The sequence below is a fragment of the Tianweitania populi genome (genome assembly GCF_014652875.1).
GTDB lineage: Bacteria > Pseudomonadota > Alphaproteobacteria > Rhizobiales > Rhizobiaceae > Tianweitania > Tianweitania populi.
In genome coordinates, this window is record NZ_BMZQ01000002.1 from 1,056,568 (window position 1) to 1,080,584 (window position 24,017).

The 24,017-nt window shown below is 62.2% G+C and carries 22 protein-coding genes; 13 read left to right on the forward strand and 9 right to left on the reverse strand.

Features of this window, described 5'->3' with window-relative positions; all coding sequences use genetic code 11:
- Positions 1–82: 82 nt before the first annotated feature.
- The 6 genes from IE166_RS14390 to IE166_RS14415 form a co-directional block, all read right to left on the reverse strand.
- The gene (locus IE166_RS14390) at positions 83–328 is read right to left on the reverse strand and encodes a hypothetical protein (protein ID WP_189504970.1); all 246 of its coding nucleotides are present in this window, start codon (positions 326–328) and stop codon (positions 83–85) included.
- A 58-nt stretch (positions 329–386) separates the two neighbouring features.
- Positions 387–1,046, reverse strand: coding sequence for a septation protein A (locus tag IE166_RS14395; RefSeq protein WP_189504972.1), 660 nt, complete (start codon positions 1,044–1,046; stop codon positions 387–389).
- A gap of 102 nt (positions 1,047–1,148) precedes the next feature.
- Positions 1,149–2,552: a signal recognition particle-docking protein FtsY gene (ftsY, locus tag IE166_RS14400; RefSeq protein ID WP_189504974.1), complete on the reverse strand. Its 1,404-nt coding sequence runs from the start codon at positions 2,550–2,552 to the stop codon at positions 1,149–1,151.
- A gap of 12 nt (positions 2,553–2,564) precedes the next feature.
- The gene (gene mtaB / locus IE166_RS14405; protein ID WP_189504976.1) at positions 2,565–3,881 is read right to left on the reverse strand and encodes a tRNA (N(6)-L-threonylcarbamoyladenosine(37)-C(2))-methylthiotransferase MtaB; all 1,317 of its coding nucleotides are present in this window, start codon (positions 3,879–3,881) and stop codon (positions 2,565–2,567) included.
- Positions 3,881–4,783, reverse strand: a complete 903-nt coding sequence (dapF, locus tag IE166_RS14410) for a diaminopimelate epimerase (RefSeq protein ID WP_189504978.1) — start codon at positions 4,781–4,783, stop codon at positions 3,881–3,883. The genes mtaB and dapF overlap by 1 nt, the downstream gene beginning before the upstream one ends.
- Before the next feature lie 85 nt (positions 4,784–4,868).
- Positions 4,869–5,858: an MBL fold metallo-hydrolase gene (locus IE166_RS14415; RefSeq protein WP_189504980.1), complete on the reverse strand. Its 990-nt coding sequence runs from the start codon at positions 5,856–5,858 to the stop codon at positions 4,869–4,871.
- Between the two features lie 202 nt (positions 5,859–6,060).
- Here IE166_RS14415 and IE166_RS14420 point away from each other — a divergent pair, with 202 nt between their 5' ends.
- The 13 genes from IE166_RS14420 (at position 6,061) to IE166_RS14480 (ending at position 21,304) form a co-directional block, all read left to right on the forward strand.
- Positions 6,061–6,585, forward strand: a complete 525-nt coding sequence (locus tag IE166_RS14420) for an AprI/Inh family metalloprotease inhibitor (protein ID WP_189504982.1) — start codon at positions 6,061–6,063, stop codon at positions 6,583–6,585.
- A 29-nt stretch (positions 6,586–6,614) separates the two neighbouring features.
- Positions 6,615–7,796 (forward strand): cell division protein ZapE, encoded by a 1,182-nt coding sequence (gene zapE / locus IE166_RS14425; RefSeq protein WP_189504984.1) that lies wholly within the window; start codon positions 6,615–6,617, stop codon positions 7,794–7,796.
- Positions 7,793–8,647, forward strand: a complete 855-nt coding sequence (locus IE166_RS14430; protein WP_189504986.1) for an ADP-ribosylglycohydrolase family protein — start codon at positions 7,793–7,795, stop codon at positions 8,645–8,647. Before zapE ends, IE166_RS14430 begins: the two co-directional genes overlap by 4 nt.
- A gap of 194 nt (positions 8,648–8,841) precedes the next feature.
- Positions 8,842–9,804 carry a malate dehydrogenase gene (mdh, locus tag IE166_RS14435; protein WP_189504988.1) on the forward strand — a complete coding sequence of 321 codons (963 nt, stop codon included), beginning with the start codon at positions 8,842–8,844 and terminating at the stop codon, positions 9,802–9,804.
- Between the two features lie 30 nt (positions 9,805–9,834).
- Positions 9,835–11,028, forward strand: coding sequence for an ADP-forming succinate--CoA ligase subunit beta (gene sucC, locus IE166_RS14440; protein WP_189504991.1), 1,194 nt, complete (start codon positions 9,835–9,837; stop codon positions 11,026–11,028).
- 18 nt (positions 11,029–11,046) lie between these two features.
- A complete protein-coding gene (gene sucD / locus IE166_RS14445) occupies positions 11,047–11,949 on the forward strand; it encodes a succinate--CoA ligase subunit alpha (protein WP_189504993.1) in 903 nt (300 codons plus the stop codon).
- Between the two features lie 148 nt (positions 11,950–12,097).
- The gene (locus IE166_RS14450; RefSeq protein ID WP_189504995.1) at positions 12,098–15,097 is read left to right on the forward strand and encodes a 2-oxoglutarate dehydrogenase E1 component; all 3,000 of its coding nucleotides are present in this window, start codon (positions 12,098–12,100) and stop codon (positions 15,095–15,097) included.
- Positions 15,098–15,152: 55 nt separating this feature from the next.
- A complete protein-coding gene (gene odhB / locus IE166_RS14455; protein WP_189504997.1) occupies positions 15,153–16,478 on the forward strand; it encodes a 2-oxoglutarate dehydrogenase complex dihydrolipoyllysine-residue succinyltransferase in 1,326 nt (441 codons plus the stop codon).
- Positions 16,479–16,497: 19 nt separating this feature from the next.
- Positions 16,498–17,067, forward strand: a complete 570-nt coding sequence (locus tag IE166_RS14460) for a hypothetical protein (protein ID WP_189504999.1) — start codon at positions 16,498–16,500, stop codon at positions 17,065–17,067.
- Positions 17,068–17,078: 11 nt separating this feature from the next.
- Positions 17,079–17,480, forward strand: a complete 402-nt coding sequence (locus IE166_RS14465) for an MAPEG family protein (RefSeq protein ID WP_189505001.1) — start codon at positions 17,079–17,081, stop codon at positions 17,478–17,480.
- 45 nt (positions 17,481–17,525) lie between these two features.
- Positions 17,526–18,935, forward strand: a complete 1,410-nt coding sequence (lpdA, locus tag IE166_RS14470) for a dihydrolipoyl dehydrogenase (RefSeq protein WP_189505003.1) — start codon at positions 17,526–17,528, stop codon at positions 18,933–18,935.
- Between the two features lie 356 nt (positions 18,936–19,291).
- Positions 19,292–20,326: an aspartate-semialdehyde dehydrogenase gene (locus tag IE166_RS14475; RefSeq protein WP_189505005.1), complete on the forward strand. Its 1,035-nt coding sequence runs from the start codon at positions 19,292–19,294 to the stop codon at positions 20,324–20,326.
- An 81-nt stretch (positions 20,327–20,407) separates the two neighbouring features.
- Positions 20,408–21,304: an HNH endonuclease gene (locus IE166_RS14480; protein WP_189505007.1), complete on the forward strand. Its 897-nt coding sequence runs from the start codon at positions 20,408–20,410 to the stop codon at positions 21,302–21,304.
- A gap of 113 nt (positions 21,305–21,417) precedes the next feature.
- Here IE166_RS14480 and rpsP read toward each other — a convergent pair whose 3' ends face one another.
- The 3 genes from rpsP to ffh are packed head-to-tail and all read right to left on the reverse strand — an operon-like array spanning position 21,418 to position 23,837.
- A complete protein-coding gene (gene rpsP / locus IE166_RS14485; protein WP_189505009.1) occupies positions 21,418–21,834 on the reverse strand; it encodes a 30S ribosomal protein S16 in 417 nt (138 codons plus the stop codon).
- Positions 21,835–21,877: 43 nt separating this feature from the next.
- The gene (locus IE166_RS14490; protein WP_189505011.1) at positions 21,878–22,249 is read right to left on the reverse strand and encodes a chorismate mutase; all 372 of its coding nucleotides are present in this window, start codon (positions 22,247–22,249) and stop codon (positions 21,878–21,880) included.
- A gap of 10 nt (positions 22,250–22,259) precedes the next feature.
- Positions 22,260–23,837, reverse strand: a complete 1,578-nt coding sequence (gene ffh, locus IE166_RS14495) for a signal recognition particle protein (protein ID WP_189505013.1) — start codon at positions 23,835–23,837, stop codon at positions 22,260–22,262.
- Positions 23,838–24,017 lie beyond the last annotated feature (180 nt).

Sequence of the window (24,017 nt, forward strand, 5' to 3'; positions counted from 1 at the left end):
AGTCTCTAGTCATGAGGAAGGCCGCAGCGTGTGAACCGCGTGCGGCCTTAAACCTTTAAATCACCAGTCATGATGCCTGGGGTCAGCCGTAGATTTCACGGCGCAGGTCACGCAGCATCTGCGTGCGATCGACATTGAGGTCGAGGATTTCGCGCGGGCTGAGACCCTGAATTTCGGCAGCGAGGCGATTGAAGCGAGCGCGCTTTTCGAGGCGACGCTGGACGTTGATCATGAGGCCGTTAAGCAGCATTGGAGCACCTTTTGTCCGACCGATGCGCCGGTCGTTGCGCTCCTCCCTAAAAACAAGGATGCCCTGCTTCTCCGCCATGCGAAACGATTTATGTTGCAATGCACCATTGCATTTGATGCATACCGGTTAAGCGGCCTTAAGAAGTGTGTTTTTCTTGTGCAGGTTGTTTGATCTCATGGCGAAGGATCAGCGGCATCTGCGCGATCGTGAAGAGCGTGGTGATCGGGATCGTGCCCCAGACCTTGAAGAACAGCCAGGTGTTCTCGGCGAAGTTGCGCCACACGACTTCGTTCAGCACGGCAAGAAAAAGAAAGAACACGCCCCAGCGCAGCGTCAGCTTGCGCCAGCCTTCGGCATCCAGTTCGAAGGCGGAATCGAACACGTAAGCCAGCAGTGATCGGCGAAACGCCAGGCCCACCAGCAACACGGTGCCGAACAGCGCGTTGATGATGGTCGGCTTCATGAAGGCGAAGGTCTTGTCCTGCAGGTAGAGCGCCAAAGCACCGAACACGAACACCACGACCGTCGACACCAGCGGCATGATTGGCAGGCTGCGCGTCAGCAGCCAGGACACGGCAAGCGACAAAGCGGTCGCGACCATGAAGAAGGCGGTAGCGATCAGGATCGGCTCGCCGATCGAGGCAAGGATCGGAAACTTGGCCGCCAGCCATTCGCCTCGAAGAGTGACAAAGAAGAAGACCAGTCCCGGTCCCAGCTCCAGCGCAAATTTCAAAGCTGGGTTGATCGCCTTCTTTCGGGGATCGCCGGGAGCGCGTTCGAGGATGGGGCTTGTCATTGTTATTATGAGCCTTTGACGGAACGCGTATCGAGAAAACCGGAAACTTCGGCGAGAAAAGCGGAACTTTTCGGCTGTTTTGCGGAGAAAACCGGCGTTATTTCAGGTTAAACCGGCAATGGTTGCCGCAAAATCACGGGCAGAAAACGGCTCGAGATCGTCGACCTGCTCGCCCACGCCGATGAAATAAACCGGCAGCTTGTGCTTGGCGGCAATCGCCACAAGGATGCCGCCGCGCGCCGTTCCATCGAGCTTGGTCAGCACCAGACCGTTGACCCCCGCCACGCTGCGGAAGATCTCGACCTGGTTCATCGCGTTCTGCCCGGTGGTCGCATCGACCGTCTGAAGGATCGTATGCGGCGCTTCCGGATCGAGCTTTTTCAGCACGCGCACGATCTTGTCGAGCTCGTCCATCAGCTCGGCCTTGTTCTGCAGCCGGCCCGCCGTGTCGATGATCAGGACATCGGCATGTTGTTGTTTTGCTTGCGCAAAAGCCTCATAGGCGAGGCTTGCGGCATCCGCACCAAGGCGCGATGAAATCACCGGCGCACCGGTCCGCTCGCCCCAGATCTTCAGCTGTTCGATGGCGGCTGCGCGGAACGTATCGCCCGCCGCCAGCATCACCTTGACGCCGCCGGCCGTCAGCTTAGCCGCGAGCTTGCCGATCGTCGTGGTCTTGCCGGTGCCATTGACGCCGACAACCAGGATCACATGCGGCTTGTGCGCGAGGTTGAGTTCAAGCGGCTTGGCCACCGGCGTCAGCACGCTCTCGACCTCGCCAGCCACGACCCGGCGCACATCGGCTTCCGTGGTGCGGCTGGAAAAACGACCTTCCGCCAGCTTATCCGCCACCCGCATCGCCGTTTCGACGCCAAGATCGGCGCGGATCAGCACTTCTTCCAGCTCCTCGACGATTTCTTCCGTCAGCAGCGTGCGCGTGAAAACGCCGGCCAGATTGTCGCCAAGCTCGCGTGACGACCGCGACAGGCCGTTCCTCAAGCGGTCCAACCACTTGTTGCGCTGGACCTCGGCTGCCGTCAGCTGAACCGGGCGCTCCACCGTCTTGCCGACGGTAATGCGGTCGTCCGGGAAAGCGCGCGGTGCGGGCGAGAAAGACGAGGGCGCGGGCGTAAAGCTCGGTGCCGGAGCCGGTGCGACATCGCGTAGGGGCTGCTCGGGCTCGACCGGCGTTGGCGCCGGCACTTCCATCGGCACTTCCGGAGCCGGCTGCGGCTCGTAAGGAGCAGGGCCTTCCGGCGGAAGAGCGTCGGGAACTTCCGCGGGCGTTGGTTCGGCCGGAACTTCCTGCGGCGCCGGAGTGGGCGAGGCGGGTTCCGGTGCCGGCTGCGGCTGCGCCGGTTCAGGTTGAACGGGGATTTCCGGCGCGGGTTGCGGCTGGGGTTCCGGCGCAGGGGCTGGCCGTTCGGGTTGCGGCGCGGGCGGTTGCTGCTGATCCTCGGGCTGGTTGCCGAAGGAAAAGATCTTCTTGATGAAACCAAGGGCCATAAGGGATTCCGCTCAGGCTGCGCGTGCGCTGGACAAGGAGAGGGCGCCGGCGGCGACCGTCAGAAGGCGCTGGCCGTCATGGCCGGTGACGATGCGCTCGACGATCGTGCCGGGCTCGCCCGCATCGACGGCCGCCATCGTAAAGCCTTCCGTGCGGCCGAGGCCGTCGCGCTCGATCAACACGCTTTGCCGTGTGTTTGTGAGACTTTCGAGATGGGCGAGGTAGGCTTGGTCGCCCACGGCGCGCAAACGCGCGGCGCGTTCCTTGATCAATCCGCGATCGAGCTGCGGCATGCGCGCGGCGGGCGTGCCTTCGCGCGGGCTGAAGGGGAAGACGTGGAGATGCGACAGACCGCAATCCGCCACCAGCTTCAGCGTGTTTTCGAACATGGCTTCCGTTTCAGTTGGGAAGCCGGCGATGAGGTCGGCACCGAACACGATGTCGGAACGCACCGCGCGGATATCGGCGCAGAAGCGGATGGAATCATCACGCAGATGGCGTCGCTTCATGCGCTTCAGGATCATGTCGTCGCCGGCCTGCAAGGACAAATGCAGATGCGGCATCAGGCGCGGCTCGGCCCCGATCAGGGCGATCAGTTCGGGATCGGCTTCCACGGAATCGATGGAGGACAGGCGCAAACGTGGCAGATCCGGCACCTGGGAGAGGATTGCGCGCACAAGGCGGCCGAGTTTTGGTGCGCCCGGCAGGTCGGCGCCCCAGCTTGTGAGATCGACGCCCGACAGCACGACTTCGGCATAACCGTTGCCGGTCAGCCGCTTCACCTGTTCCACAACGGCGCCCATCGGCACGGAGCGCGAATTGCCTCGTCCGTAGGGGATGATGCAGAAGGTACAGCGATGGTCGCAGCCGTTCTGGACCTGCACGATCGCCCTGGCGCGGCCTTCGATGGCATCCACCAGATGGCCGGCGGTTTCGCTGATGCTCATGATGTCGTTGACGCGCACCTTTTCGGTGTCGTTGACGCCGAAGTCGGGCAGCGCGCGATAGGAATGGGCCTTGAGCTTGTCTTCGTTGCCGAGAACGAGATCGACTTCCGCCATGTCGCCGAAGCTGGCCGGCTCGGTCTGGGCCGCACAGCCGGTGACGATGATGCGGGCATCCGGATTTTCACGCCGCGCCTTGCGGATCGCCTGCTTGGCCTGGCGCACGGCTTCGGCGGTGACGGCGCAGGTGTTGAACACAACCGCGCCGCCCTTCAACGCATCAAGGCCGGCCGCACTCGCTTCGCGGCGCATGACCTCGGACTCGTAGGTGTTCATGCGGCAGCCGAAGGTGACGATCTCCAAGCCGCTTTTGGGCTCCTGCATCAGGCTGCGCTCCCCAAATCACGCTGCCAGTTGCCCGTTTCCGGATCGAAAGTGCCGGAAAATTCCCATTCTGCAGGACCGGTCATGACCACGTGGTCGTCGTCGCGCCACTCGATGTGGAGCTGACCGCCAGCCGGAACGGTGACCGTCACCGAACGGCCGGTGCGGCGGGTGCGGGCTGCGGAAACGGCGGCGGCACAGGCGGCGGATCCGCAAGCGCCGGTGAGACCTGCGCCGCGTTCCCAGGTGCGGATGATCATGGCGTCGGGTGCGGTGACCTGCGCGATCGTGATGTTGGCGCGCTCGGGGAAGATAGGGTGGTTTTCCAGCAGCGGGCCGAACTTGTCCAATTCGTAAGACCAAACATCCCCATCAACCCAGAAGATCGCATGCGGATTGCCCATGGAAGCGACGGAGGGCGAATGCAGTACGGGAGCGTCGATCGGGCCGACCTGCAGCTCGATCATGCGGGTGTCGCGGAACTCTTCGGCCAGCGGAATATCCTGCCAGTTGAAGCGCGGCACGCCCATGTCGACGGAAATCAATCCATCCGCATGCTGCTCGGCATTGAGGATGCCGGCCACGGTTTCGAAGGTGAATCGGGTGCGGCCAGTGTCGGCGTTGAGGGCCTGGACTACGCAGCGCGTGCCGTTGCCGCAAGCCTGCGCCATCGATCCGTCGGCGTTCAAAATGGCGATGTAGTTGTCGGTGCCATCAAGACGCGGATCGTAGATCGCCATGATCTGATCGAAGTGGGTGGCAGGATCGGCGGCGAGCGCGATTGCGGCAGTCGAGGTTACCGTGTCCGCACGACCGCGCATGTCGGCAACGATGATGTCGTTGCCGAGTCCGTTCATCTTGGCGAAAGGGGCCATCTCAGCGAGAGGGGTGGCTGAAGCCATAGTTTGCGGTCCTTGTCGGCCGCTATATGGCGGAAAGCGGCCGGAATTACCAGCATGCAGGCAGGGTCAGCCTCGCGGCAGACGGTCAGGGAATGTCCCAGACCTGACCGGGGCGGAGTGCCTGGAAGTGCTCGGCTTCAATACTTGCGGCTTGGAGCGCGATGGCGAGATCGTTTGCCGGCGCGTCGACCGCTTCGTTGGTGAGCTGGAACGTGCCCCAATGATAGCCGCCCGCCAGCGGCGCCTGGAGGATCTTAAAGGCTTCCACGGCTTCCGCAGGGTTCTGGTGATGCCCTTCCATGAACCAGCGCGGCTCATAAGCGCCGATCGGCAGGAGGGCGAAACGCAGGATCGGATGGCGCTCGGCCGTGGCGCGGAAATTGCTGCCGTTATGGAAGCCGGTGTCGCCGGCAAAATAGATCTTGCCGCCGGGCGTTTCGATCACAAAGGCTGCCCACAGCGCCATGCGGCGGTCGCGCGTCCAGCGTGCCGACCAGTGATGCGCGGGCTCGAAATGGATCGTGACGTCGTTGCGCAAGGGCACGCTGTCCAGCCAGTCGCCTGTTTTGACGCGGGCTTTCGGCACCTTTGCGTGAATGACATGATCGTTGCCGAGCGGCGTGATGATCAGCGGATCATGGATGTCGACCAGCTGCTTGATCGCTACGATGTCCAGGTGATCATAATGATTGTGGCTGAGCAGTACGGCATCAATCGGCGGCAGGTCTTCGAAGCGAATGCCGGGCTCGTTGACGCGAGTTGGTCCCATGAAGCTGACGGGCGACACGCGTTTGGCAAAAACGGGATCGGTCAGCAGGTTGAGACCGGCTGTCTGGATCAGGATCGAGGCGTGGCCGATCATGGTGATCCGCAAGGCATCGCCGTCCACCCGTGGCTCGGGCTTAGCCTGCGGGAAGGGGCTCGGCCAGCTCTTCGGCCACGCCGCGCGCTTTTCGCCGCGCATCCAGCGATACAGATCGCGGAAGCCGCCGGGGAGCTTGTCGCTGTCTGGATTGAAAAAGATCGCGCCATCGAAGTGATCGCTGCGCGCGCCGGAATAATAGCGATTGGTCATGGCTGCGAAATAAGCGGGAATGGCTGATGTTCAACCACAGGCGATGCAGGGATGACACACCTGTCACCTCACAAACACGCTAGGGAGCGCAAACTTAACCACGTTTCTACCATTGTTCCTGATATTACCATAGTTATGGGCTCCACATCGTCCTTGCGGCGATACGATCTGCGACGAATTTTACGACGATAGGGGTTAAGACATGGGCATCGGGAAAATCGGTCTGGCAGCATCAGCTGTGGTTTTGTTGGCCGCCGCAGGCTGTCAGAGCGAGCGCATTTCCCGCGTCGACACGCGCCCGACCCCGCTTCCCGCAGCCCCTGCCGGCAATGTGACGGCTTCGCAGCTGCCGCCTCCGGCGCCGACCAGCTTCCCCGAGACCCCGCCAGCGGCACCGAACACGCAGGTCGCGGCGATCGATCCGAATGCAGGGGCAGCACCGTCCGCGCCCGTCACCGAAGGTGGCGTTGCCGGCGTTTGGAACGTGTCCGTCGGTGGCCAGAGCTGCCGGGTCGCCACCCCGCGCACCAAGTTCGGCCAGGGTTATCGCGCTGCCCCGCTGCGCTGCCCGGCTCCGCTCGATGGCGTGAAGTCGTGGGCCGTGCAGGGCAATCAGATGATCCTGTATAATGACAGCGGCTCGCAGGTTGCTTCGCTGTCGTCTTCCGGTCCCGAGAAGTTCAACGGCACGACCTCCAGTGGTTCGCCCGTCAGCCTGACCCGCTGATCGCCTGAATCCAAGCATGTCGCCCGAGCATGTCACCTTTGCCTGAGCCGACGGCTGCCGGCGCGCTGCGCAGCCGTTACGACCGTCTTGCGGCAGAGGGCGCGATCCATCCGGATCCGCATCAGCTCAAGGTGGTGGCCGCGCTCGACCGCCTCCTTTCCGACCTGCAAGCCCGGCCGCTGGACAGCAGACCGGGCTTTTTTGCGCGGCTATTCGGCGGCAAAGCTGGTCGCGACGAGGTGGGGCCTCGCGGGCTTTATGTTTATGGCAGCGTCGGGCGTGGCAAGACCATGCTCATGGACCTGTTCCTGGAAGCCGCACCGGTTGAAAAGAAGCGGCGCGCCCATTTCAACGACTTCATGGCTGATGTGCATGACCGCATCGGTCGCCATCGCGCGGCGGTGAAGGCCGGCACGGCATCGGGCGACGATCCGATCCCGCCGGTTGCCAAGGACCTCGCTGAACAAGCCAAGCTCTTGTGTTTCGACGAGTTCAGCGTGACCGACATTGCCGATGCGATGATCCTGTCGCGGCTGTTCACGGCGCTGTTCGACCAAGGCGTGGTGCTGGTCGCGACCTCCAACGTTGCACCCGATGATCTGTATCGCGAAGGCCTGAACCGGCAGCTGTTCCTACCGTTTATCGGCCTGCTAAAGCGGCATGTCGAGGTGCTCGACATTGGCGGCACGCAGGACCATCGCATGGCCAAGCTCGACCGTTTGCCGGTCTATCTGACCCCGCTTGGGGCCGAAGCCGCCGCCCGGATGGATGAGGCTTGGAAGGCTGCGACCGAAGGGCAGCGCGCCGTGCGCGCTCAAGTCGAGGTCAAGGGCCGCACGATCCCGGTTCGCCAGGCAGCAGGGGAGGCGGCGCGCTTTGCCTTTGCCGATCTCTGCTCGCAACCGCTTGCCGCCCGCGATTACCTTGCCATCGTGGAACGCTATCCGACGATCTTCATCGACGGTATTCCGGTGCTCGACGTCAGCCAGCGCAACGAAGCCAAGCGGCTCATCCTGCTGGTGGATGTGCTTTACGATCGTCACGCCACGCTAGTCGCGACGGCTGCGGCCGAGCCGGATGATCTCTTCAAGGGCCGGCCGGGCTCGACCGAAGCCTTCGAGTTTGTTCGCACGGCTTCGCGCTTGAACGAAATGCGTAGCGCGGAATGGCGGGCTGCGCAGGGTGCCGACAGCGAGGAACAGCCGGCGTGAGCGATGCCGCCAAGGACCGCGCTTTCGGCGCGTTGATCGGGCTGGCGATGGGCGATGCGGTGGGAACGACGGTGGAGTTCCAGGCGCGCGACACGTTTGCGCCGCTCACTGATATGGTCGGCGGCGGACCGTTCAAGCTGAAGCCGGGGGAATGGACGGATGACACCTCCATGGCCCTGTGCCTGGCCGATACGCTGATTGCTCATCAGGGACGCGTCGATGCCCGGCATCTCCTTTGCGGTTTCGTGAACTGGTGGCAGCATGGCTGGAACTCGGTCACCGGTGTCTGCTTCGACATCGGCATTGCGACGACGCAGGCGCTGTCCAGTTTTCTGCGCGATGGTACGCTGATCAACAATGCCGAGCCGCAGATGCAGGCCAACGGCTCGATCATGCGGCTCGCGCCAGTCGTGCTCTGCGCCCGGAGCGAGCAGGAGGCGGTCGATCTCGCGATGGCGCAGGGGCAGGTGACGCATGCAGCGCCCGTGCCGCAGGCTTGTTGCGAGGACCTTGCCCGCTTGTTGTGGAGGCTTGTGGAAACGGGCGACGAACCCGCTGCGTTCCCCGCGGCGCGGCGCATTGAGCGCAACGCCATCATCAGCAGCGGCCACGCGCCGGCCACATTGCAGGCCGCAATCTGGAGTGTAGCCACGACCACAAACCCGCGCGATGCCATCCTGACGGCAGCCAATCTCGGCGATGATGCCGACACGGTGGCGGCGGTTGCCGGACAGATCGCGGGCGCCAGATATAGCTTGTCGGCACTTGATCGAGCGTGGGTACAGCGGCTCGCCTGGCGCGACGACATCCTGCAGCGCTGCGAAGATCTTTGGGCGCTACGCTCCAGATGATCGGGCCCTAGAAAGCACGTTGACGTTTACGTAAGTGCCGATTGATCTAAACGATTGAAGTTGCTTGTGTAACAAGAATCGTTTGAGTTTTTTGCCGTTGAGGTCTATTGGCTGCGCGGATTGTCGCGGGCTGTCATCATCTGGTCGCCCGTCTATGACTTGATCGTAGCGACGCACACGGGAGAGCCTCAAGTATGGCACGCAACAAGATCGCGCTTATCGGTTCGGGAATGATCGGCGGCACGCTCGCCCACCTGATCGGCCTCAAGGAATTGGGTGATGTCACGCTGTTCGACATTGCCGAAGGCACGCCGCAGGGCAAGGGCCTCGACATCGCGCAGTCTTCCCCGGTTGACGGCTTCGACGCAAACTTCACGGGCGCCAATGACTATTCCGCGATTGAAGGCGCCGATGTCTGCATCGTGACCGCCGGCGTGCCGCGCAAGCCCGGCATGAGCCGCGACGACCTGCTCGGCATCAACCTCAAGGTCATGGAGCAGGTGGGCGCGGGCCTCAAGAAGTACGCCCCGAACGCCTTCGTGATCTGCATCACCAACCCGCTCGACGCGATGGTCTGGGCGCTGCAGAAGTTCTCCGGCCTGCCCAAGACCCATGTGGTCGGCATGGCCGGCGTGCTGGACTCGGCGCGTTTCCGCTATTTCCTCGCCGAAGAGTTCAAGGTCTCGGTTGAAGACGTCACCGCCTTCGTGCTTGGCGGCCATGGCGACACGATGGTGCCGCTGACGCGCTATTCCACCGTTGCCGGCATTCCGCTGCCGGATCTCGTCAACATGGGTTGGACCAGCCAGGAAAAGCTCGACCAGATCGTTCAGCGCACCCGCGACGGCGGCGCCGAGATCGTCGGCCTCCTGAAGACCGGCTCGGCCTATTATGCGCCGGCTTCCGCCGCCGTTTCGATGGCGGAAAGCTATCTCAAGGACAAGAAGCGCGTTCTTCCCTGCGCTGCTCATCTGTCCGGCCAGTATGGCCTGTCCGACATGTATGTCGGCGTGCCGACCGTGATCGGTGCCGGCGGTGTCGAGCGCGTGATCGAGATCGACCTCAACAAGACCGAACAGGCGATGTTCGACAAGTCGGTGGCTTCGGTGCAGGGTCTTTGCGAAGCCTGCATCAACATCGCGCCGAACCTCAAGTAAGTCGTTCCCGAGCCTTAAAGGACGGATCCCATGAATATCCATGAATACCAGGCCAAGGCGCTGCTCAAGACGTTCGGCGCTCCGGTTGCCGAAGGCGTGCCGATCTTCTCGGCCGACGAGGCTGAAGCCGCTGCCAAGCAGTTGCCCGGTCCGCTTTATGTCGTGAAGAGCCAGATCCATGCCGGCGGTCGCGGCAAGGGCAAGTTCACTGAACTCGGCGCGGACTCCAAGGGCGGCGTGCGCCTTGCCAAGTCGATCGAGGAAGTGGTCGCGCATGCCAAGGAAATGCTCGGCAACACGCTGGTCACCAAGCAGACCGGTGAAGCCGGCAAGCAGGTCAACCGCCTTTACATCGAAGACGGCGCCGACATCGACCGCGAACTGTATCTGTCGATCCTAATTGACCGCACGGTGGGTCGTCCGGCTTTCGTCGTGTCCACCGAAGGCGGCATGGACATTGAGGCTGTCGCCCATGACACGCCGGAAAAGATCATCACCGTTGCGGTTGATCCGGAAACCGGCCTGACGCAGTCGGATCTCGACACGCTGACCTCGTCGCTGAAGCTCGAAGGCGAAGCCAAGGCCGACGGCGAGAAGCTGTTCCCGATCCTCTACAAGGCCTTCGTCGAAACCGACATGAGCCTGCTTGAGGTGAACCCGCTGATCGTGATGACCGACGGCCGCCTTCGCGTGCTCGACGCCAAGGTGTCGTTCGACGGCAATGCCATGTTCCGTCACGACGACATCCGGCAGCTGCGCGACGAAACGGAAGAAGACGCCAAGGAAATCGAGGCCTCCAAGTGGGACCTCGCTTATGTCGCGCTCGACGGCAATATTGGCTGCATGGTCAATGGCGCGGGTCTTGCCATGGCGACGATGGACATCATCAAGCTCTACGGCAAGGAGCCGGCGAACTTCTGTGACGTCGGTGGTGGCGCCGGCAAGGAAAAGGTCGCTGCGGCCTTCAAGATCATCACGGCCGACCCGAAGGTCGAGGGCATCCTCGTCAACATCTTCGGCGGCATCATGAAGTGCGACGTCATCGCCGAAGGCGTTGTCGCTGCGGTTCAGGAAGTCGGCCTCAAGGTTCCGCTGGTGGTTCGCCTCGAAGGCACCAATGTGGATCTCGGCAAGAAGATCCTGAACGAGTCCGGTCTGGCCATCACGGCTGCTGACGACCTGGACGACGCCGCCAAGAAGATCGTCGCGGCGATCCAGGCCTAAGCGCAAGGACCGAAAATCATGTCTATCCTTATCGACAAGAACACCAAGGTCCTCGTTCAGGGCCTGACCGGCAAGACCGGCACCTTCCACACCGAACAGGCGCTGGCCTACCATGGCACGCAGATGGTCGGCGGTATCCATCCGAAGAAGGGTGGCGAGAACTGGACCGGCGCCAAGGGCGAAACGCTCCCGATTTTCGCGTCCGTTTCCGAGGGACGCGAAGAGACCGGTGCGACCGCATCCGTGGTTTACGTTCCGCCGGCAGGTGCCGCGGCCGCCATCATCGAGGCGATCGAGGCCGAGATGGAACTGATCGTCTGCATCACCGAAGGCATTCCGGTGATGGACATGGTGAAGGTCAAGGCTCGTCTGGAGAAGTCCAAGTCGCGTTTGATCGGCCCGAACTGCCCGGGTCTGGTTACGCCGGACGAGTGCAAGATCGGCATCATGCCGGGCTCGATCTTCCGCAAGGGCTCGGTGGGCGTTGTTTCGCGCTCGGGAACCCTTACCTATGAAGCGGTGTTCCAGACCTCGAATGCCGGCCTCGGCCAGACCACGGCTGTGGGTATCGGCGGCGATCCGGTGAAGGGTACCGAATTCATTGACATCCTGGAAATGTTCCTGGCCGATGATGAAACCAAGTCGATCATCATGATCGGCGAAATCGGCGGCTCGGCCGAAGAAGACGCGGCGCAGTTCCTGCGCGACGAAGCCAAGCGCGGCCGTTCAAAGCCGATGGCAGGCTTCATCGCCGGCCGTACCGCTCCTGCCGGACGCACCATGGGCCATGCCGGCGCCGTGATTTCGGGCGGCAAGGGTGGCGCCGAAGACAAGATCGCAGCGATGGAAGCTGCGGGCATCCGGGTTTCGCCTTCGCCGGCACGGCTGGGCACGACGCTGGTTGAAGCACTGAAGGGCTGAGCGGCCCTTTAGCTCGGAGTTCCCCCGGCGGCTGGGCACCGCCGGGTTCACGCGGGGCGGGAGCGCGGACGGGCTGGCCGTCCACGACATGAGCGGCGGATCACGCTGCCGAAGAAACAGGAGAGCGGACGGATAGTCCGCGACGATCATGGCGCGCAACGACCAAGCCAATGACCAATTTGCCGGAACCTCGTTCCTGTATGGCGGCAATGCCGACTATATCGAAGCGCTTTATGCGCGCTACCAGGAGGACCAGCAGTCGGTTTCTCCGGAATGGCGGCAGTTCTTCAGCGAGCTGAAGGACGAAGCCGGCGACGTCAAGAAGAATGCCGAAGGTGCATCCTGGACGAAGCCGAACTGGCCGCTGGTTGCCAATGGCGAACTCGTGTCCGCCCTCGACGGCAACTGGGGCACGGTTGAAAAGCACATCGAAAAGAAGCTGAAGGGCAAGATCGGCGAAGCCGCCGCGTCCCCGGCTGCCGATGCGCCTGCCGTTGCGCCGCAATCCGACAAGGATGTGTTGCAGGCAACGCGCGATTCCGTTCGCGCGATCATGATGATCCGCGCGTTCCGCATGCGCGGTCACCTGCATGCCAAGCTCGATCCGCTGGGCATCGCCTCGAAGATCGAGGATTACAACGAGCTTTCGCCCGAGAATTACGGCTTCACCGAAGCCGATTATGATCGTCCGATCTTCATCGACAATGTGCTGGGGCTGGAATACGCCACCATCCGTCAGATGCTCGAAATTCTCGAGCGGACCTATTGCTCGACTATCGGCGTCGAGTTCATGCACATCTCGAACCCCGAGGAAAAGGCCTGGATCCAGGAGCGGATCGAAGGCGAGCACAAGGGTGTCGAGTTCACGCCCAACGGCAAGAAGGCGATCCTGCAGAAGCTGGTCGAGGCCGAAGGCTTCGAGCAGTTCATCGACGTCAAGTACAAGGGCACCAAGCGTTTCGGTCTCGATGGCGGCGAAGCGCTGATCCCGGCGCTGGAGCAGATCATCAAGCGCGGCGGTCAGCTCGGCTTGAAGGAAGTCGTGCTCGGCATGGCCCATCGCGGCCGCTTGAACGTCTTGACCAATGTCATGGCGAAGCCGCATCGCGCCGTTTTCCACGAATTCAAGGGCGGCTCCTATGCCCCTGATGATGTGGAAGGCTCGGGCGACGTGAAGTACCATCTGGGTGCATCGTCGGACCGCGAATTCGACGGCAACAAGGTTCACCTGTCGCTGACGGCCAACCCGTCGCATCTGGAAATCGTCAATCCGGTGGTGATGGGCAAGGCTCGCGCCAAGCAGGACATTCTGTTCGGCCGCACCCGTGAAGAGGGTGTTCCGCCGGAAGAACGGTCCAAGGTCCTGCCGCTGCTGCTGCATGGCGATGCGGCGTTTGCCGGCCAGGGCGTTGTGGCTGAAATCCTCGGCCTGTCCGGTCTGCGCGGCCACCGCGTCGGCGGCACCGTGCATTTCATCATCAACAACCAGATCGGCTTCACCACCAATCCGCGCTTCTCGCGCTCTTCGCCTTATCCGTCCGATACGGCCAAGATGATCGAGGCGCCGATCTTCCATGTGAATGGCGACGATCCGGAAGCGGTGACCTACGCCACCAAGATTGCGATCGAATATCGCATGAAGTTCCACAAGCCGGTGGTTGTGGACATGTTCTGTTACCGCCGCTTCGGCCACAACGAGGGCGACGAGCCGGCGTTCACGCAGCCGCAGATGTACAAGACCATCAGGGGGCACCGCACGGTTGTTCAACTTTACGGCGACAAGCTGGTTGAAGAAGGCCTGATGACGGCTGAAGAGCTCGACCAGATGAAGGCCGATTGGCGCGCCCATCTCGAGGTCGAGTTCGAAAGCGGCCAGCAATACAAGCCGAACAAGGCCGACTGGCTGGATGGCGCATGGAGCGGCTTCCGCTCGGCCGACAATCAGGACGAGCAGCGTCGCGGCAAGACCGCCGTTCCGGTCAAGACCCTGAAGGACATCGGCAAGAAGCTGACCGAAGTTCCGAAGGACTTCGAAGCCCACAAGACGATCGGCCGTTTCCTCGAAAACCGCCGCAAGATGATCGATACCGGCGAAGGGATCGACTGGTCGACGGCTGAAGCGCTTGCTTTCGGCTCGATCGTGCTGGACGGCAATCCGATCCGCTTGTCGGGTCAGGATTCCGAGCGCGGCACCTTCTCGCAGCGCCATTCGGTGCTTTACGACCAGCGCGACGAAACCCGCTACGTGCCGCTGAACAATCTGGGTGCGGCTCAGGCCAATTACGAAGTCATCAACTCGATGCTTTCGGAAGAAGCCGTGCTCGGCTTCGAATATGGCTACAGCCTTGCCGAGCCGCGCGCGCTGACCTTGTGGGAAGCCCAGTTCGGCGACTTCGCCAACGGTGCGCAGGTCGTGTTCGACCAGTTCATCTCGTCGGGTGAACGCAAGTGGCTGCGCATGTCGGGCCTCGTCTGCCTTCTGCCGCATGGCTACGAAGGCCAGGGTCCGGAGCATTCGTCGGCCCGTCTAGAGCGCTACCTTCAGCTTTGCGCTGAAGACAATATGCAGGTCGCGTATTGCTCGACGCCGGCGAATTACTTCCACATTCTGCGCCGGCAGCTGAAGCGCGACTTCCGCAAGCCGCTGATCCTGATGACGCCGAAGTCGCTGCTGCGCCACAAGCGCGCTGTGTCGACGCTCGCCGATCTGTCGGGCGAAAGCTCGTTCCACCGTCTGCTTTGGGACGATGCGAGCGGCCAGCTGCAGAAGGATTCTAAGATCCGCCGCGTCGTGCTTTGCTCGGGCAAGGTTTATTATGACCTCCTGGAAGAGCGCGAAAAGCGTGGCATCGACGACATCTATCTGCTGCGCGTCGAACAGCTTTATCCATTCCCAGCCAAGGCGCTGATCAACGAGCTGTCGCGCTTCCGCAATGCGGAGATGGTGTGGTGCCAGGAAGAGCCCAAGAATATGGGCGCCTGGTCCTTCATCGACCCATATCTGGAATGGGTGCTGGCCCATATCGACGCCAAGCATCAGCGCGTGCGCTATACCGGCCGTCCGGCCGCCGCATCGCCGGCAACCGGTCTGATGTCGAAGCATCTCGCACAGTTGCAAGCCTTCCTGGAGGACGCGCTCGGCGAATAAGCCGACGCATCTTTCGATCCGATAATTAAGCTCCACAGGACACCGGTTTAAAACAATGGCTAACGAAATCCGCGTTCCGACGCTTGGCGAATCCGTTACCGAAGCCACGATCGGCAAGTGGTTCAAGAAGGTCGGCGATACGGTCGCGGCCGATGAAGCGCTGGTTGAACTGGAAACCGACAAGGTGACGATCGAAGTGCCCGCCCCTGCCGCCGGTACGCTGTCGGAAATCACCGCCGCCGAAGGCGAAACCGTCGGCGTTGGCGCACTGCTCGGCCAGATCGGCGCTGCTGGTGCCGCTGCTGCCGCCAAGCCGGCCGCCGCCGCTTCGGCTCCGGGCGGTGCCAAGCAAGCGGAAAATACGGCCGATTACGGCGGCCAGAAGTCGGAAGCGATTGCCTCGGCTTCGGGCGCGGGAAGCGCCTCCACAACAAAGGAAGCTGCGGAAAAGACCGCCGCGGTGACGGGCGAAGGCGAGATCACGCCTCGTGGCACGCAGCCGGCTCCGGCTGCCGCCAAGATGCTGTCGGAAAACAACCTGTCGGCCGATCAGGTCCAGGGCTCGGGCAAGCGCGGCCAGGTTCTGAAGGGCGACGTGATTGACGCCGTCGCCAAGGGCCCGCAGTCATCGGGCGCTTCGCAGGCTGCCGCGCCTGCTGCGCGTCCGTCGGGCAATGAAGACGCGCGCGAAGAGCGGGTCAAGATGACCCGCCTGCGCCAGACCATTGCCAAGCGTTTGAAGGACGCCCAAAACGCCGCCGCGATGCTCACCACCTTCAACGAGGTGGATATGAGCGCAGTGATGGCACTGCGCACCAAGTACAAAGACGTGTTCGAGAAGAAGCACGGCGTGAAGCTCGGCTTCATGGGCTTCTTCACCAAGGCTGTGACCCATGCCTTGAAGGAGATCCCGGCAGTCAACGCTGAGATCGACGGCACCGATCTCGTCTACAAGAACTACGCGCATGTCGGCATGGCCGTCGGCACCGACAAGGGCCTGGTTGTTCCCGTTATCCGCGACGCCGACCAGATGTCGATTGCCGAGATCGAGAAGGAACTCGGTCGTCTTGCCAAGGCAGCCCGCGACGGCCAGCTGTCGGTTGCCGATATGCAGGGCGGAACCTTCACCATCACCAATGGCGGTGTTTACGGTTCGCTGATGTCGACGCCGATCCTGAATGCGCCGCAGTCGGGCATTCTCGGCATGCACAAGATCCAGGAGCGCCCGATGGTTGTCGGCGGCCAGATCGTCATCCGCCCGATGATGTATCTCGCTTTGTCCTATGACCACCGCATCGTCGACGGCAAGGAAGCCGTGACCTTCCTTGTGCGCGTGAAGGACAGCCTGGAAGATCCGGAACGTCTGGTTCTCGATCTCTAAGAAACAAGGAGAGCCGTTTTTGCTCAAGGGCGTTATCAACGCAGCAAGCGGCTCTCGTGGCACCTCGCGTGCTGCGCTTTCCACTGTGATTGGCGGAGCCGCGCTTGTTGCGGCTCTGCTGTTTGCCTCAGGCGCCGGCGCGCAGGATCAAACGCCGCCGGATTATCGCGACGATCGCTCCACGGCCGAGTCCGTCGTTCACAGCCTCTACAACGCCATCGAGCGGCAGGAATATCTTCGGGCCTGGAGCTATTTTCGCGAGGAACCCAGCCGGCCGAGCTATCAGGCTTTTGCCGGGGGCTACGAGACCACCGCGCATGTACGGCTACGTTTGGGCAAGGGTACGAGCGAGGGCGCTGCCGGTTCGATCTATACGACCCTGCCTGCCGTCGTCGAGGCAACCGACAAGAGCGGCGGCCACGCGGTGTTCGCCGGCTGTTATCTTCTGCGCCTCGTTCAGCCGGCCATGCAGGACACGCAGCCCTTTATCCCGCTGGGGATCGTGAAGGGCGAGTTGAAGCCGACAAAGGCATCCTTCGCGGAAGCCGAAGGGTCGTGCGACGGCATTGAGCCCGGCGCGGCCAAGTAAGGAGCGGGATCATGGATACGAGCTTACCCACTGAACTGCTGGTGCTCGGCTGGAGCGTCGTGCTTCTGCTGGTTTATATCTTCGCGCACAGCCAGTCGGCCACGCGCGACAATGGGCTTGGCTACAATGCCAGCGCGCGCGACGAGCAGAAGCCGGTCTCCAAACTGACCGGCCGTTTGGAACGCGCCAAGTGGAATTTCCTGGAAACTTACCCGGCCTTCGTGGCGCTGGCGCTGGGCCTCGTCATTTCAGGCCAGGCCAGCCAATGGGGTGAGATCGGCGCGATCCTTTGGTTCGTTGCCCGCATCATCTATCTGCCGCTTTATGCCTTCGGCGTCCCTTGCGTCCGCTCCCTCGTTTGGGCGGTGTCGCTGATCGGCCTTCTCATCATGCTCGGCAGCTTCTTGGGCTGACGCCCATTTCCTTTCAAAACCAATTCATACGCAGGAACAGGACTCATGGCGGCTTTTGATGTTGTGGTAATCGGAACCGGTCCGGCGGGCTATGTTTGCGCGATCAAGGCCGCACAGCTCGGCTTGAACACGGCGGTGATCGAGAAGAACCCAAGCTTCGGCGGCACCTGCATCAATATCGGCTGCATTCCCTCCAAGGCGCTGCTGCATGCCTCCGAGATGTTTGCTGCCGTTGGCCACGACTTCGCCAAGCTCGGCATCAAGGTGCCGGCGCCCGAGCTCGATCTGCCGGCCATGCTCCAGCACAAGACCGAAACGGTCGCTTCGAACGTCAAGGGCCTTGAGTTCCTGATGAAGAAGAACAAGATCACCGTGTTCCGCGGCACCGGCAAGGTGCAGGGCGCCGGCAAGGTGCAGGTGACGGCGGAAGACGGCGCGGCGCAGGATGTCGAAGCCAAGAACATCGTGATTGCGACCGGCTCCGAAGTCGCCGGCATTCCGGGCGTCGATGTTGCCTTTGACGAGCAGATCATCGTGTCCTCCACCGGCGCACTGTCCTTCGAGAAGGTGCCGGAAACGCTGGTCGTTGTCGGCGGCGGCGTGATCGGCTTGGAGCTCGGCTCGGTGTGGTCGCGGCTCGGCGCCAAGGTCACGGTGGTTGAGTATCTCGATAACCTGCTCGGCGGCATGGATGGCGAGGTCGCCAAGCAGTTTCAGCGCGTGCTGGCCAAGCAGGGCATGGAGTTCAAGCTCGGCGCACGGGTGACTGCAGTTGAAAAGGGCGGTTCCGGTGCCCGCGTCACCTTCTCGCCGGTCAAGGGTGGAGATGCGGAAACGATCGAAGCCGAGCGCGTGCTGGTCGCGACCGGCCGCAAGCCGTTCCATGACAAGCTTGGCCTGACGGAAGCCGGCGTTGCTTTGGATGAGCGCGGCCGCGTGGCCGTCGATAACCATTACAAGACCAACATCGACGGCATCTATGCCATCGGCGACGTCATCGCCGGTCCGATGCTGGCGCATAAGGGCGAAGACGAGGGCGTGGCGGTTGCCGAGATCCTCGCCGGCCAGCATGGCCATGTGAACTACGACGTCATCCCGAGCGTGGTCTACACCAATCCGGAAGTGGCTTCCGTCGGCAAGACCGAGGAAGAGCTGAAGAAGGCGGGCGTCGAATACAAGGCGGGCAAGTTCCCGTTCTCGGCCAACGGCCGTGCCCGCGCCATGCTGCAGACCGAGGGCTTCGTGAAGGTTCTGGCGGACGCCAAGACCGACCGCGTGCTTGGCGTTCACATCCTAGGTTTTGGTGCCGGCGAGATGATCCACGAAGCGGCCGTGCTGATGGAGTTCGGTGGTTCGTCGGAAGATCTGGCGCGCACCTGCCATGCGCATCCGACCATGTCGGAAGCCGTGAAAGAAGCCGCGCTCGGCACCTTCTTCAAGACCATCCATTCTTGATGTTGCCCTGATCTGGGGCTGATACGGACCTCAGGCGCTTCTAAGCCATTCGTGCAGATTGACTCTGCGCGAAGGTAGCGTAGAAGCAGCCTCGTTCCGGAGAACACCATGCGCAGCCTGACCACGGCTTTTCCTGCTTTCGCCTCCGCCCCCTTTGCGGCGGCCTGCGATTGCGCGCGCATTGCGCCTTCGAAAACTACGGCCAAAACGACCATGACCGCGAAAACGGTCTGATCCCTCTGGCCTGCTCACCCTCTCCCGGGTTCGGCCTGGGGGGAGCAGCCGAGGCGGGACCCGCATGATGGCCAGCGGGTTTTTTCCAAGGCGCGACAGCGGAGAGGAAGAGGAGAAGTTCCATGGGTTACAAGGTTGCGATCGTCGGTGCCACGGGCAATGTGGGCCGCGAAATGCTCAATATTCTGGAAGAACGCGGCTTTCCCGTCAGCGAGGTCGTCGCGTTGGCGTCCCGTCGCAGCCAGGGCACGGATGTGTCCTTCGGTGACCGCACGCTGAAGGTGCAGGCGCTCGAGCGCTATGATTTTTCAGACACCGATATCTGCCTGATGTCGGCCGGCGGTAGCGTTTCCAAGGAATGGTCGCCCAAGATCGGCAAGCAGGGTTGCGTCGTGATCGATAATTCCTCAGCCTTTCGCTATGATCCGGACGTGCCGCTGATCGTGCCGGAAGTGAATGCCGATGCGGTTGCAGGCTTCGCCAAGAAGAACATCATCGCCAATCCGAACTGTTCGACGGCACAGATGCTGGTGGCACTGAAGCCGCTGCATGATCATGCCACGATCAAGCGGGTCGTGGTGTCGACCTACCAGTCCGTTTCGGGCGCCGGCAAGGAAGGCATGGACGAGCTGTTCACGCAGACCCGCGCCGTGTTCGTCGCCGATCCGGTGGAAGCCAAGAAGTTCACCAAGCGCATCGCCTTCAACGTCATTCCTCATATCGACGTCTTCATGGAAGACGGCACGACCAAGGAAGAATGGAAGATGGTCGCCGAAACCAAGAAGATGCTCGATCCGAAGATCAAGGTAACCGCGACCTGTGTGCGCGTGCCAGTCTTCATCGGCCATTCCGAAGCGATCAACATCGAGTTCGAAAACCCGATCACGGCCGACGAAGCGCGCGAGATCCTGCGCGAAGCACCAGGCTGCCTCGTGATCGACAAGCATGAAGACGGCGGCTACATCACGCCGCTGGAATCGGCCGGCGAAGATGCCACCTATATCAGCCGAATCCGCGAAGACTCGACGCTCGACAACGGTTTGAACATTTGGGTCGTGTCCGACAATCTGCGCAAGGGCGCCGCCCTGAACGCCGTGCAGATCGCCGAGCTGCTCGTTGAACGCGACCTGATCAAGCCGCGTCAAAAGGCGGCCTGAGACTCACCTGCGCATCGCTTCCGGCTTCAAGAAACAGGCCGGGAGCGTGACAGTGGGTGATCCTGAGCCTATGCTTGTTCCATGGGTTACGGGGTTTTCGTGCATCGCTCGGATTCGATCTACAACGACGTTCCTACGGAGCGTTATCACTTCCCCGTTCAATATCTCCGCCGCGTTCAGGCGACCATAGGAAGCTGGATCGTCTATTACGAACCCAGCAAGGTGCGCGGCAGCCGCGGCTATTTCGCTGCGGCCAAAGTGGGAGGCGTTGTTGCCGATGTCGAACAGGCCGGCATGTTCTTCGCGCTTATTGTGCCTGGCAGCTATCTCGAATTTGCGCGAAAGATCCCGTTCCGCGAAGATGAGGCCTATTTCGAGCAAGGCCTTCTAAATGCCGAGGGACGATTGTCTGGACGGGCGCAGTCCGCGGTGCGAGCGCTGGCGCCGAGTGATTTTGCCCGGATCGTAGAGGCCGGGCTCGGCCACGAGCCGCTGCTTCCCCGAGCTGAGCGCGACGACAATCCTGCCGGTCTTGAAGAAGAGCAGGCGCCCTTCTTTGTTGATGAGGCACAAATGCGCGCTTCGCAGCTTGTGCAACGCGTGATCCGGGACCGAGTGTTTCGGAAGATCGTTCTTGAGGCTTATGACGAGCGATGTGCGATAACTGGCCTGAAGCTCATTAATGGCGGCGGGCGTGCCGAAGTGGCTGCGGCGCATATCAGGCCGGTGCATGCCAATGGGCCTGATACCGTCAGCAATGGCTTGGCCTTGTCTGGAACTGCGCACTGGATGTTTGACCGGGGTTTGATCAGCCTAAGCGACGACCTCGACATCCTCATATCGAGGCAGGCCAATGATCCGGAAGGGATCCGATCCATCATCAACAAGACCGGACGCGGCCTTAGCCCGGCTCATCCTTCTCAGCGCCCGCATCCAAAATTTCTCGCTTGGCACCGGGAGCATTGCTTCAAGAGCTGAGGCTTGCGTGGATGCGGCGGCTTCTCTCGGGCTGTCCTGAGTGGCACGAGCAAAACGTTCACAAAGAAAAAGCCGGGCGCGAGCCCGGCTTTTTAAGTCCTCAGGCGAAGCGCTTAGGAAGCGGCTTCTTCTTCGGCCGGTGCGTTGGCGGCTTCGGCCGCAGCAGCTTCGTCAGCGGCCTTCTTGGCGGCTGCGGCTTCTTCAGCCTGCTTGGCGGCAGCGAGACGCTCCTGGGCCTTCTTGCCCGGCAGACCCTTGGTCGGGTTGTTGCGGGTGTCGCGCTTGGCGAGGCCAGCCTGATCCAAGAAGCGCACGACGCGATCGGTCGGCTGCGCGCCTTCCGACAGCCAATGCTGCAGGCGCTCTTCGTTGAGCTTCACGCGCTCGCCATCCTTCGGCAGCATCGGGTTCCAAGCGCCAACCTGCTCGATGAAGCGGCCGTCGCGGGGCGAGCGGGCGTCGGCAACGACGATGTGGTAGTAAGGGCGCTTCTTGGAGCCAGCGCGGGCGAGACGGATCTTGAGGGACATTTCGTTACTCCTGGTGGTCTTGTTCTGTGTTGATGAAGGTCGGTCAGTCGTTTGATCGCTGAACCGGACCGGGATTAGCCAATTCGGGATTAGCCTGGGCGGAAGCCGCCGCCTCGTGATGGCGGATCACTTCCTTGACGATGAAGTTCAAGAACTTCTCCGCGAAATCCGGATTGAACTTCGCATCCTTCGCCAGGTCCCGCAGGCGAGCGATCTGTTCGCGCTCGCGGGTGGGATCGGCGGCAGGGAGTTTATGCTCGGCCTTGAGTAGTCCGACGCGCTCGGTGGCGCGGAACCGCTCGGCGAGCAGATAGATGATCGACGCGTCGAAATTGTCGATCGACGTGCGCAGATCGCGCAGCAACTCGCGGGCGCGGGCTACGTCATCAGTTTCGGATGCAATCTCGGCGCTCATCGATCCGGCCTTATTTCTTCTTCGGCAAACCGGGCAGACCGGGCATGCGCATGCCGCCGCCGGGCAGGCCGGGGAGACCGCCACCAGGCAAGCCGGGCATGCCTCCGAGGCCGCCCATCTTGCCGCCCGCGCCGAAGCCGGCCGCTTCGGCCTGCTTCTGGAGGGCTTCGAGCTGCTTGGGATCCATCTTCGAGAGATCCGGCATGCCGCCGCCCATCATGCTGCCGAGACCGCCCAGGCCCATCTTGTTGGCCATGCCGCCCATGAGGCCGCGCATCATGCCGCCCTTCTTGCCCGCCATCGACTTCATGACATCGGCCATCTGGCGATGCATCTTGAGCAGCTTGTTGATCTGCGCGGCATCCGTACCGGAACCCGCTGCGATGCGCTTCTTGCGGCTATGCTTGAGAAGATCGGGATTGGCGCGCTCGGCCTTGGTCATGGAGGAGATGATGGCGATCTGCTTGCCGAACATCTTGTCGTCCAGACCGGCCGAAGCCATCTGGTCCTTCATCTTGCCCATGCCGGGCATCATGCCCATGATGCCGCCCATGCCGCCCATCTTTTCCATCTGGCGCAGCTGGTCGGCCAGATCGTCCAGGTCGAACTTGCCTGACTGCATCTTCTTGGCCATCGCCGCGGCTTTTTCCGCGTCGATGTTTTCGGCAGCGCGTTCCACGAGCGAAACGATGTCGCCCATGCCGAGAATGCGGTCGGCGATGCGCTTGGGGAAGAACTCTTCCAGAGCATCCATCTTTTCGCCGGTACCGATCAGCTTGATCGGCTTGCCGGTGACGGCACGCATGGACAGGGCCGCACCGCCGCGGCCATCGCCGTCCATACGGGTCAGCACGAGACCGGTGATGCCGACGCGCTCGTCGAAGTTGCGCGCGAGATTGACGGCGTCCTGACCGGTGAGCGAGTCGGCCACGAGCAGGATTTCATGCGGACGGGCAGCCGACTTGATGTCGGCCATTTCCACCATCAGCGGCTCGTCGATATGGGTGCGGCCGGCGGTGTCGAGGATCACGACATCGTAGCCGCCGAGACGACCTGCCTGTTCGGCGCGACGGGCGATTTCAACCGGCGACTGACCGGCGATGATCGGCAGCGTGGAAACCTTTGTCTGCTCGCCGAGCTGGCGCAACTGCTCCTGCGCGGCCGGACGGCGCGTGTCGAGCGAGGCCATCAGGACCTTCTTGCCCTGGCGATCGGTCAGCCGCTTGGCGATCTTGGCCGAGGTGGTCGTCTTGCCCGAGCCCTGCAGGCCGACCATCATGATGATGACGGGCGCGGGCGCATTGAGGTCGATCGCAACGCCTTCGGCGCCCAGCATATCCACCAGTTCGTCATGAACGATCTTCACGACCATCTGGCCGGGCTTGATCGACTTCAGGACATCGGCGCCGACAGCCTTGGCGCGGACCTTGTCGGTGAAGGAACGCACGACGTCGAGCGACACGTCAGCCTCGATCAGGGCACGACGCACTTCGCGCATGGCGGCTGCAACGTCGGCATCCGACAATGCGCCGCGGCCGGTCAGGCCATTGAGGATCGTGCCAAGGCGATCCTGCAGGTTCTCGAACATCCCGTGTCTTCCTTTCCCGAGGGCACAAACCCTGAGATAAGTGTCTCCGCGCCGTTCCCCAAACCGCCAACATAGCCAAAAAGCACCCGGGGGCGCTTCGCGCTGCCGGATGTTGACCTCCGGGATCGAAGCTCAAGGGCAACGTCCCGGTCGGCGCTCGGAGGTTTACTCGTCGCGGAA